At 68.2% G+C, this 10,516-nt stretch carries 11 protein-coding genes; 7 read left to right on the top strand and 4 right to left on the bottom strand.

Annotation, left to right across the window (positions count from 1 at the left end; genetic code table 11):
- Nucleotides 1-12 precede the first annotated feature (12 nt).
- Genes F9K34_RS13460 through F9K34_RS13450 form a run of 3 tightly spaced genes read right to left on the bottom strand, consistent with a single transcriptional unit; the run spans nt 13 to nt 2,237 of the window.
- Complete coding sequence (locus F9K34_RS13460) at nt 13-972, bottom strand: methyltetrahydrofolate cobalamin methyltransferase (protein WP_291337486.1); 960 nt, start codon at nt 970-972, stop codon at nt 13-15.
- Between the two features lie 15 nt (nt 973-987).
- On the bottom strand, nt 988-1,914 hold the full coding sequence (locus tag F9K34_RS13455) for a methylenetetrahydrofolate reductase (RefSeq protein ID WP_291337485.1): 927 nt from the start codon (nt 1,912-1,914) through the stop codon (nt 988-990).
- Between the two features lie 26 nt (nt 1,915-1,940).
- Entirely contained in the window at nt 1,941-2,237 is a 297-nt protein-coding gene (locus F9K34_RS13450; protein ID WP_291337484.1) for a virulence factor, read from the bottom strand.
- Between the two features lie 243 nt (nt 2,238-2,480).
- Between F9K34_RS13450 and F9K34_RS13445 the strand changes: the two genes are divergently transcribed.
- Nucleotides 2,481-3,593, top strand: a complete 1,113-nt coding sequence (locus tag F9K34_RS13445) for a Ppx/GppA phosphatase family protein (protein ID WP_291337483.1) — start codon at nt 2,481-2,483, stop codon at nt 3,591-3,593.
- Nucleotides 3,594-3,687: 94 nt separating this feature from the next.
- A complete protein-coding gene (locus F9K34_RS13440; RefSeq protein ID WP_291337482.1) occupies nt 3,688-4,428 on the top strand; it encodes an RlmE family RNA methyltransferase in 741 nt (246 codons plus the stop codon).
- On the opposite strand, the gene F9K34_RS13435 is transcribed toward F9K34_RS13440, so the two are convergent.
- A complete protein-coding gene (locus tag F9K34_RS13435) occupies nt 4,418-4,909 on the bottom strand; it encodes a Hint domain-containing protein (RefSeq protein WP_291337481.1) in 492 nt (163 codons plus the stop codon). The genes F9K34_RS13440 and F9K34_RS13435 overlap by 11 nt on opposite strands.
- Before the next feature lie 845 nt (nt 4,910-5,754).
- On the opposite strand from F9K34_RS13435, the gene F9K34_RS13430 reads away from it, so the two are divergent.
- From F9K34_RS13430 to F9K34_RS13410, 5 genes are all read left to right on the top strand, one after another.
- Nucleotides 5,755-6,984: an extracellular solute-binding protein gene (locus tag F9K34_RS13430; RefSeq protein ID WP_291337480.1), complete on the top strand. Its 1,230-nt coding sequence runs from the start codon at nt 5,755-5,757 to the stop codon at nt 6,982-6,984.
- Between the two features lie 70 nt (nt 6,985-7,054).
- Nucleotides 7,055-7,939, top strand: coding sequence for a carbohydrate ABC transporter permease (locus tag F9K34_RS13425; RefSeq protein WP_291337479.1), 885 nt, complete (start codon nt 7,055-7,057; stop codon nt 7,937-7,939).
- The gene (locus F9K34_RS13420) at nt 7,939-8,784 is read left to right on the top strand and encodes a carbohydrate ABC transporter permease (protein WP_291337478.1); all 846 of its coding nucleotides are present in this window, start codon (nt 7,939-7,941) and stop codon (nt 8,782-8,784) included. The genes F9K34_RS13425 and F9K34_RS13420 overlap by 1 nt, the downstream gene beginning before the upstream one ends.
- Before the next feature lie 8 nt (nt 8,785-8,792).
- Nucleotides 8,793-9,803 carry an SIS domain-containing protein gene (locus F9K34_RS13415; RefSeq protein WP_291337477.1) on the top strand — a complete coding sequence of 337 codons (1,011 nt, stop codon included), beginning with the start codon at nt 8,793-8,795 and terminating at the stop codon, nt 9,801-9,803.
- On the top strand, nt 9,800-10,516 hold a 717-nt coding region (locus tag F9K34_RS13410; protein WP_291337476.1), incomplete at its 3' end, for a carbohydrate kinase family protein. The genes F9K34_RS13415 and F9K34_RS13410, both read left to right, overlap by 4 nt.

The raw sequence follows: 10,516 nt of genomic DNA, 5'->3' as shown, positions 1-10,516 counted from the left end.
GTTCGGGGCTGGTCAGGCGCGCGCGCGGCGCCCGCCGCGCCGGCCAGAGGCGGCGCTGGACTGGTTCGACGAGGCTTCGGCAAAGCTCATGCCGCCCTCGACCGCCTCCAGCACTTTCGAGAAGCGGATCCATTCGCCGCCGTTGGCGTCGTGGTTCATCAGGAAGTTCGCCGCGCGGATCGCCTCCATCTCCACCTGACGGACCGGGTTCATGATGGCGCTCGTCATGCCCGCGCCGATCGCCATCGGCAGGAAGGCCGCGTTGATGCCGTGGCGGTGGGGCAGGCCGAAGGAGATGTTGGAGGCGCCGCAGGTCGTGTTGCAGCCCAGTTCCTCGCGCAGACGCTTCACGAGGGTGAAGACCTGCCGCCCGGCGGTGGCCATCGCCCCCACCGGCATGACCAGCGGGTCGACAACGATGTCATGTGCGGGGATGCCGAAATCGGCGGCGCGCTGGACGATCTTCTTGGCCACCTCGAAGCGCACGTCGGGGTCTTCGGAAATGCCGGTGTCGTCGTTCGAGATCGCCACGACCGGCACGTTGAATTTCTTCACCAGTGGCAGGACAAGTTCCAGCCGCTCCTCCTCGCCCGTGACCGAGTTCAGCAGCGGACGGCCCTGGCAGGCCTCAAGCCCGGCCTGAAGTGCGCCGGGAACGGAGCTGTCGATGCAAAGCGGCGTGTCCACGAGGCCCTGCACGAGTTCGATCATCTTCCGCATCAGCGGCGGCTCGGTCTCGTTCGGGTTGGGGTTGGAATTGTAGACGACACCCGCGTTCACATCGAGCACCATCGCCCCGCAGGCGACCTGCTCCAGCGCGTCCTTCTCGACGGTGGAGAAATCGCCCGCCTCGAGCTCGGCGGCGAGCTTCTTGCGCCCGGTGGGGTTGATCCGCTCGCCGATCACGCAGAACGGCTCGTCAAAGCCGATGACGACGGTTTTGGATTTTGATTCAAGGACAGTGCGGGTCATTCTTCCACCAGTTTCTCAAGCTTGGGAGGCCGGGACGGCGGATTTGCCGCCATGCTCGATGGCCCAGGTTGCGTTGGTCTTGATCCCGCCGAGCGGGAAGAAATGCACCGCCTCGATCCCGAACTCGGGATGCGCGGCCTTGTGCGCCGCGAGGTCGGCGACGAAGTCGTCGGGTTCATAGGGCAGAAGCAGCTTCGTCACGTCCATGGCGCGCTTCTGCAGGACGCGGAGCGAGGGACCGACGCCGCAGGCGATGGCGAACTTGATGAGGGTCTGGAGCTTCGCCGGGCCGGCCACGCCAATATGCACGGGCAGACGGATGCCTTCCGCGTTCAGCCGGTTCACCCAGTCGATGACCGGCTTCGCCTCGAAGCAGAACTGCGTGGCCATGGCCATCTTTGCGTCGGTGCGCTCGGCGAAGGCCTGCTTCCAGCGCGCGGCCTCCATCACCATGCGGTCGGACCCATCCGGGTCGATGTCCTTGTTGCCTTCCGGGTGGCCGGCGACATGGAGCCGTTCGAACCCGTCGAAGAGTCCGGTTTCCAGCAACTTCATCGAGGAGTCGAACTCCCCCGCGGGTTGGGCGACACCGCCCGCGAGCATGAGGCCCTGCTTCACGTCCGCCTCGCCCCGGTAGCGGGCGATCCAGTCGGCAAGCATCGCCTTGTCCTTGATGATCCGCGCCGGGAAGTGCGGCATGACCGGAAAGTCCTCGGCATGGAGCCGTTTCGCCGTCGCCACCATGTCCTCGATCGGCGTGCCGTCGATATGGGCGATATAGACGCGCGTGCCCCGGGGCAGAAGGTCGCGGAAGTTCTCGACCTTCTCGGCGGTGCGCGGCATCACCTCGATCGAGAACCCTTTCAGGAACGCCTCGACGGCGGCCGGCGCGGCCGCGGGTGCGGCCGGAGTTTCCTTGCGGCGGAAGTTCAGAAGCGCCATTGCCTTGCTCCACATCTCTCGGGGTGTCACGCCCAGCCATCGTTCGCTATGAGCGCCTTGAGGCGCCCGGTGTCGTATTCGGCGTCGATCCGCGCCGCCTCGGCCTCGGCCACCGCGGCATCCTCGCCCGCGACCTCGACGGGGGCGGCCTTCCGCCACTCGGCGAGATAGGCATCGGTGCCGGCCGCGCCGATCTTCATGGCACAGCGGTCGATGGCCTGTTCGAACCGTTCCGGCAGGGGTTTCTTCACGCCCCGGCGCCCGGCGCCAACGATGACCTGGGCCGGAATGTCGCGCCAGTAGACGATGGTGACCGCTGCCATGTCGAATCCCTTTCGGCTCGCGCCTTGAATACTCCTCGTTCCGCGACGCGCGATGACGGTTTTCGACATCATGCGGGGCCAGAGCGACCTGCCTTCGCTGCATAGACTGCGCGTGTCCGGCGGGCCAGAGCGGCCCGCGTGAAAATTCTTCAAGATCACCATGAGGGGGAACGATGGCGGCGGCTTGCGCCGTGGGGGTCGGGCGACTAGATTGGGTGCAACTTCACATCGGAGGGCGCAAAGATGGCGCCCAGGCGTCCAGGGGGCGCAGGTGTGTTCCCGCGGTCGGTCGAGCCGCCCAGCGCCCCAAGGCCGGATCCGGCGCAGCTCTATGCGGCGCTCGATCTCGGCACCAACAGTTGTCGGATGCTGATTGCCCAGCCGAAGGGCAGTCAGTTTCATGTCGTTGACAGCTTTTCCAAGTCTGTGCAGCTTGGCCTCGGGCTCGAAGCCTCGGGTCGGCTTTCGCGTGCCTCGATGGCGCGCACCGTCCAGGCCCTGCAGATATGTCGCCGCAAGATCGAGCAGCACGCGGTCAAGCGGATGCGGCTCGTTGCGACCGAGGCCTGCCGGCGGGCGAAGAACGCGGGCGAGTTCCTGCACGTCATCACCCGCGAGACGGGGCTGCCGCTGGAAATCATCCAGCCGGAGGAGGAGGCGCGGCTCGCCGTCGTTTCCTGCGCCCCGCTCGTCTCCACCCGGACCGAGCAGCTCCTTGTCGTCGATATCGGCGGCGGCTCCACCGAGCTTGTCTGGATCGACCTTTCCGCCGTGCCGCGCGCCGAGCGGCCGCGCGCGATCATGCGGCTCCATGCCGGGTTTCATCCGCCGGAAAGCCGCTTTCCCGCCGCCAAGGTGGTGGACTGGATCTCGGTCCCGCTGGGTGTCGCCACGCTCAAGGACCAGTTCGCGGACGTGGAGGACGATGCCGCACGCTTCGCGCTGATGAGCTGGTATTTCGAGGAGAACCTCGCTGATTTCTCCCCCTACAACGCCAGCCAGCCGCGCGAGGGGTTCCAGATCATCGGCACGAGCGGAACCGTGACCACCGTGGCGGCAAGCCATCTCGGGCTGAAGCGCTATGACCGGACGAAGGTGGACGGGTTGAGGATGACCTCGGATCAGATTGATAACGTGATCCGCGACTATCTCGCGATGGGCCCCGCCGGGCGGCGGGACGACCCGCGGATCGGCCGCGACCGTCATTCGCTGATCATGTCGGGGGCGGCGATCCTGCAGGCGCTGATGCGGATATGGCCCACCGACCGGCTCTCGGTCGCCGACCGCGGGCTGCGGGAGGGGCTTCTCTACGCGCAGATGTCCGCCGACGGCGTGCTGGAAGACGGACCGTTCTGACCGGCGGCGCCCGGCGTCCGCCGCACGATTGCGACCGCGGCGCGCAGCGGGTATCTGGTGCGCGGCGAACGCGGGACCGGCCGGGAGACGAGGCATGGCGAAGACACCTTCCGGGACGACTTCTGGGCGCGGGCAGCGCGACCTCAAGGTGCGGGTGAAGACCGCCAAGGGGCGCAAGCTCTCCTCGACGCTCTGGCTCGAACGGCAGCTCAACGATCCCTACGTGCAGAGGGCGAAGAAGGAAGGCTACCGGGGCAGGGCGGCCTTCAAGATCCTCGAACTCGACGACAAGTTCCGCTTCCTCGTTCCGGGCGCGCGGGTCGTCGATCTCGGCTGCGCGCCGGGCGGCTGGTGCCAGGTCGCGGTGGAGCGGGTGAATGCGCTTGGCCAGAAGCCGGGCAAGCGGGTGGGCCGCGTGCTCGGCATCGACCTGCAGGAGGTGGAGCCGATCGCGGGGGCCGAGATCCACCAGCTGGATTTCCTTTCGGAGGGGGCGGACGCGCAGGTGAAGACCTGGCTTGGCGGCCGCGCCGATGTGATCTTGTCGGACATGGCCGCGGCGGCCTCGGGCCACAAGGGCACCGATCACCTCAGGATCATCGCGCTTTGCGAGGCGGCCGCCGAATTCGCCTTCGACGTGCTCGAAGAGGGGGGCACCTTCGTCGCCAAGGTGCTCGCCGGCGGGGCGGAGAACGAGCTTCAAACGCTCCTGAAGCGCGCCTTCACCAAGGTCGCCAACGTCAAGCCGCCGGCCAGCCGGTCCGACAGTTCCGAGAAGTTCGTCGTCGCGACCGGGTTCCGTGGGGTTCCGGACGACCGCGGCCTCACGGACTGACGCTGAGGCAGACGCCCTCGGCCATTACGATCGCGGGCGCGCCGCAGTGGAAGAGGTGGTAGGTTACCATCGTCACCGGCTGGCGAACCACGCCCGGACGCCCCAGAAGATCGCGCGCGCGCCGGAAGTCCTGGGAGTAAGGCGACGCGCCCGCGTTCACCAGCTGCTGCGGCGAGACGATCAGATCGCGCTCGGGCCGGCCGGCGCCGAAGGTGCCCGCCGGGATGCGGATCGGGAGCGCGTCGGGGTTCTCCTCGAGAAAAGCCTCGTCGAGGTGGATACGGTCCACCCATTCGACCATGGCGAGGCTGCCCGCCTGCGTCCTGAGCGGGTCGCGCCGGTGAAGCGCCTGAACCGGCAGATCGCCGAACGAGGTCGTCACGCGGACGTTGTCGCACAGGCCCGGCAGGTGCCAGTGGATGGGCTCGGAGCGCTTCGGACGGTTGCGGCGGGCCTCGGCTGCGGATGGCGGCACCGGCATGGCCGACAAACGGCCGATGATGGCGTCAATATACTCGTTATTCATAAGTCTCTCAGTCTCTCAAACACCGGCCTTTCTGCCGGGGTGCGCACACCTTCCCGGCAGGACGACCCTCCGGCGCGATCGGCCGGATTCACTCGAATGCAAACCAACACACTCGTACCCAAGACAGCGCGGCCACGGGCCACTAAACGAACGCTTAGGTAAATGATCGCTGAATCTGGCGCTCGCGCGACGGATTTCTGCAACATCTGGATATGGTTAACGCCACTTGCGCGGCATCGGGCAAGGTCTCTCACGAAAACCCGGAAACAATCGCGCCTGCGACCACTGAAAAACAGGGGGCCGCGGCCGCGACCGGTTTCCGACTGTTGCCGAGCGCCGCCAGATCACTACCGGAGGATGAAAAAGGACTATGGCGCTGACGTGTCGCGCGGTCGTCGCCATGCATTGAACAGTCCGTTTCTCTGGCCTAATGCCGGGCCGAATTGGAACCATTCCGGTCCGGCATCGCTGATTCTCCGGGGGCGCGCTTCTGCGCAAAGGCCGTGTCTTGAGCCGGCGAACACTCGGGTCCGGACGCCCTCTCTGCCAGGGATCGACGAAGGATCGCGGGCGAGGCCGCGCCGCGCCGTGCGATCGGGACCGGCATTTTCGCAAGCCTTGACGCGCGGCATCGGAGCGACCAGGCTCGGCAGCCGTAGCCCGGCCGGCGGTTGATCCTGGTCAATGCCTGGCGCTCCGCTCCGCCCGATGATGTGACGCATCGTGCCCGCCAGACCCGTGCCAAAGCTGGCAACGGACGGGACGGCCGCGCCACAGAGCACACCGAGAAGGAGACCGAAATGCCGAACACCCGATCGTTCCTCGCCGCAGCACTCCTCAGCACCGCGATCGCCCCACCCGCCCTCGCGGAGACGACGCTGAACGCGCTTTTCATGGCGCAGGCTGCCTACAGCGAGGCCGATGTCCGGGCGATGACGGACGCGTTCGCCGCCGCCAATCCGGAGATAAAGGTGAACCTGGAGTTCGTGCCCTACGAGGGGCTACACGACAAGACGCTGCTCGCCCTCGGATCGGGGTCGGGATATGACGTCGTACTCTTCGACGTGATCTGGCCGGCCGAGTTCGCCACGAACAACGTGCTGGTCGATGTCACCGACCGGATCTCGCCGGAGATGAAGGACGGCGTGCTGCCCGGCGCCTGGACCACGGTCGAATACGACGGCAAGCGCTATGGCATGCCCTGGATTCTCGACACCAAGTATCTCTTCTACAACAAGGACATTCTCGCACAGGCGGGCATCGAGGCCCCGCCCGCGACCTGGGCAGAACTCGCGCAGCAGGCGCAGGCGATCAAGGAAAAGGGCCTGCTCGAGCATCCCATCGTCTGGAGCTGGGCCCAGGCCGAGGCGGCGATCTGCGATTACACGACACTCGTCAGCGCCTACGGTGGGGCGTTCCTCCTCGACGGCAAGCCTGCCTTCCAGACCGACGGTGGCCTCGAGGCGCTGCAGTACATGGTCGACAGCTACAACTCCGGCCTGACCAACCCGAACTCCAAGGAGTATCTGGAGGAGGACGTTCGCCGCGTCTTCCAGAACGGCGAGGCCGCCTTCGCGCTCAACTGGACCTACATGTACAACCTTGCCAACGACCCGAAGGAAAGCAAAGTCGCGGGCAAGGTCGGCGTGGTGCCGGCGCCGGGGGTCGAGGGCAAGAGCACGGTCTCGGCGGTCAACGGCTCCATGGGGCTGGGCATCACAACGACGAGCCAGCATCCCGACGAGGCGTGGAGCTACATCACCTTCATGACCTCGCAGGCCACGCAGAATGCCTATGCGCGCCTCAGCCTGCCGATCTGGGCGAGTTCCTACGACGACCCGGCCGTGACCGCAGGGCAGGAGGACATGATCGCGGCAGCCAAGACCGGGCTCGCGGCGATGTATCCGCGGCCGACGACGCCGGGCTACCAGGAGATGTCGGCGGCGCTGCAGCAGGCGATCCAGGAGGCACTCCTCGGCCAGGCGAGCCCGGCCGACGCGCTAGCCCAGGCGGCGGAGGGCGGGCTCTGACTTCGGGCGCTTTTCAGGGCGGCGGCACCGGCCGCCGTCCTGGCCCGCCCTGCCGACAGGCCCTGCCGCGATGAGCGCGGGCCTGACGACGCTGCGGGCATGGGGGCTGATGCTGCCGCTTCTCGCGGTGATGCTGGCGGTGATCGGATGGCCCTTCGTCGACACGGTGCGCCTGTCCTTCACCGATGCGCGCCTGGTCGGCATGGGGGGCGATTACGTCGGCGTTGCGAACTACGGCCGGCTCTTCGCCAGCAGCGCCTTCTGGCGGGCGTTCGTCGTCACGACCGAGTTCGCGGTCGTCTCCGTGTTCATCGAGATGGTCCTCGGCGTCCTCGTGGCCCTGCTCCTCTACCAGAACTTCCGCGGCCGCAACGTCCTTCGCGCCCTCCTGATCCTGCCCTGGGCGCTGCCCACCGTGGTCAACGCCCTACTCTGGCGGCTCATCTACAACCCGGAGTATGGCGCGCTGAACGCGGCGCTGGTGCAGACCGGCCTCATCGAGGCCTACCGGTCCTGGCTCGGCGATCCGGGCAGCGCGCTCGCCGCGCTCATCGTCGCGGACGCATGGAAGAACTTCCCGCTCGTCGCGTTGATCTCGCTCGCCGCGCTCCACGCGGTGCCGCACGACATCAGGGCTGCGGCGATCGTCGATGGCGCGGGCGCGCTCTCGCGCTTCCGCTACGTGATCCTGCCCTACCTCGCCGGTCCCCTCATGGTCGCGCTGGTGCTGCGCACGATCGAAGCCTTCAAGGTCTTCGACATCATCTGGGTGATGACCCGGGGCGGCCCGGCCAACAGCACGCGAACCCTTTCCATCCTCGTCTATCAGGAGGCATTCTCGTTCCAGAGGGCGGGGTCTGGCGCATCGCTCGCGCTCATCGTCACGCTCGCCGTGACGGTGCTGGCGGTGGCCTATGCGGCACTGATCCGCAAGTCTGCAGGGGCGCGATTCTGATGGAACGGCAGAGCCTTGGTTTCACGATCTTTCTCTACCTCGCCGCGGCTCTGCTCGCGCTGATGATCCTCGCGCCCTTCGGCTGGCTCTTCGTGATGAGCATTTCCTCGACGTCGGACCTCGTCTCCAAGCCGCTCCGCTGGTGGCCGGAAGAGAGCGACTGGTCGCGCTACCGCCTGCTCTTCGACACGACGCCCAACACGCACGGCGCCTCGCTGATGGCGGCGCTCGGAAACAGCGTCAAGGTCGCCGCCATCGCGACCGTGGCCGCGCTCGCGGTCTCGGTGCCGGCGGGATGGGCCGTATCCCGCTCGCCCGCGGTCGGCTGGTCGCTCTGGCTTGTCATCGGCACCTACATGCTGCCGCCGGTGGCGCTGGCCGTGCCGCTTTACATGGGGCTCGCGGGGCTCGGGATGCTCAATACCAAGCTCGGCCTTGCCGTCGTCTACCTGACGGTCCTCGCCCCCTTCACCGCCTGGCTCCTGAAATCCGGCTTCGATCCGATCCCGCGCGACCTCGAGATGGCCGCCGCGATCGACGGGGCGCGCCTCGACCAGGCGCTGAGGATCATCATCCTGCCGCTCGCCGCGCCGGTGATCGGCACGGCGGCGCTCTTTGCCTACCTGCTCGCTTGGGACGAGTTCTTCTATGCGCTGCTCTTCACGTCAGACCAGCGCGCGAAGACGGTGACGGTGGCCATTGCCGATCTTGCGGGCGGACGGGTGGCCGACTACGGGCTGATCGCGACGGCGGGCGTGATCGCGGCGCTCCCCCCGGTCGTCTTCGGGCTCTTCATGCAGCGCGCCCTGATCTCGGGCCTCACGGCGGGCAGCGTGAAAGGATGAGCGGACCGATGACTTCCGAGACACCTGGCGGCCTTGCCGCGATCCGGCGCGAGATGGCGCGGCAGCGGACGGACGCGCGGGCGAGTTTCCGCGCCGCGGCCCCGCGCGCGGCCGAGGTTGCGGCGTCGCTGCGGCGGTCCGGACGGTTGCTCCTTCTGGGCATGGGGGCATCACACGGGCTGAACCGCGCCGTCGAGCCGCTCTATCGCGGGCGGGGCCTTGACGCGGTGGCGCTGCCGCTTTCGGAGCAACTCGACCAGCCGCTTCCGACCGCGGGAAGAACTATCCTTGTCGCGTCCCAGTCGGGCGAAAGCGCCGAGGTGGTGCGGTGGCTGGGCGAAGCCCGCCCGGACTCGGATGCCTTCGGGCTGACGCTGGACGGCACCTCGACACTCGCCAGATCTCTCCCCAGCCTGATCGGTGCCGGCGGCGTCGAGACCGCCTTTGCGGCGACCCGCAGCACCTTCGTCGGACTGGCGCTGCACGCCGCCGTCCTCGCGGCGCTCGGCGCCGATCCCTCGGACTTCCTCGCCGTGCTTGACGCGGAGGACGAGCCCGACCTCGCGGCTGCCCTCCACGTCCTTGCCGGGGTCACCTGCGTCGTGACCTCGGGGCGCCGCCTGCAGGGGCTGGCCGAGACCCTGGCGCTGGGGTTGACGGAGCTTTCCCGGCTTCCCTGCTTCGCGCTGGAATGCGGTCAGCTTCGGCACGGGCCGATGGAAATGCTCGGGGCAGGGACCGGCGCCGTGTTCCTGCGCGGGGCCGACACGACGGGCGAGCTGGTGCGCGGCCTTGCCGAGGCGGTCGCCGCCACCGGCGCGCCGACGTTGGTCCTCGATGCCTCCGGCGGCGCACCGGTGGCCGGCGCCGTGACGGTGCGGGCCGGGTGCCATGAGGGGATGGCCGCCCTCGCGGCCCTTCTGCCGCTGTCGCAACGGCTGATGATCGGCTTTGCGGGGTCCCGTGTGCCCGATGTCGGAAGCCCGGTCCGAAGCCAGAAGATCACGCGCACAGAATGACTGATCCCGCGCCCCTCGCCGTCGCCGGCAACGTCAATGTCGATCTGGTCATGGGCCCGGTCGCGCCCTGGCCGCGGCCCGGCACCGAGACCGTGGTGGAGGCAAGCGAACTCCGCTGCGGCGGCGCGGCCGGGAACGTCGCGCTGACCTGGCGGGCGCTCGGCCGGGACTTCCAGATTGCCGCCAGTACCGGCCGGGACGCCTTCGGCGACTGGCTGCGGGCCGGGCTTTTGCCCCATTCCGGGGCCTGGCCCGTCTCGGGCCTGGCCACCACGATCTCGGTCGGCCTGACCCATCCCGACAGCGAGCGGACCTTCTTCACCACCCGCGGCCACGTGGCGGATCTGTCCTGGCCTGATGTGCGCGACGCGATCGACTGGCGGCGCCTTGGCGGCGGGATGCTCCTTGTCTGCGGGTCGTTCGTCACCGACCGGCTGGCCGAGGACTATGACGCGCTTCTTGCCCATGCCCGCGACCACCGGGTCCGGGTCGCGCTCGACACCGGCTGGCCGGCCGAGGGCTGGACGCCCGCGACCGTCGCGCGCGCGCGCGCCTGGCTCGCGGGTTGCGACTGCCTCCTGCTCAACGAGGTCGAGACATGCGCGCTTTCCCGGGGCCGGACGCCGGACGAGGCGCCGGCCGAGCTACTCCCGCTGATGGCGACGGGCGCCCGGGTGGTCGTCAAGTGCGGCGCGGCGGGCGACGTCGCGCAG

Origin of the sequence: Albidovulum sp. (assembly GCF_008933605.1) — a bacterium.
Taxonomy (GTDB): Bacteria; Pseudomonadota; Alphaproteobacteria; order Rhodobacterales; family Rhodobacteraceae; genus Albidovulum.
Note: the sequence above shows the minus strand (reverse complement) of the source record. Positions and strands in the feature narration are given on the sequence as shown.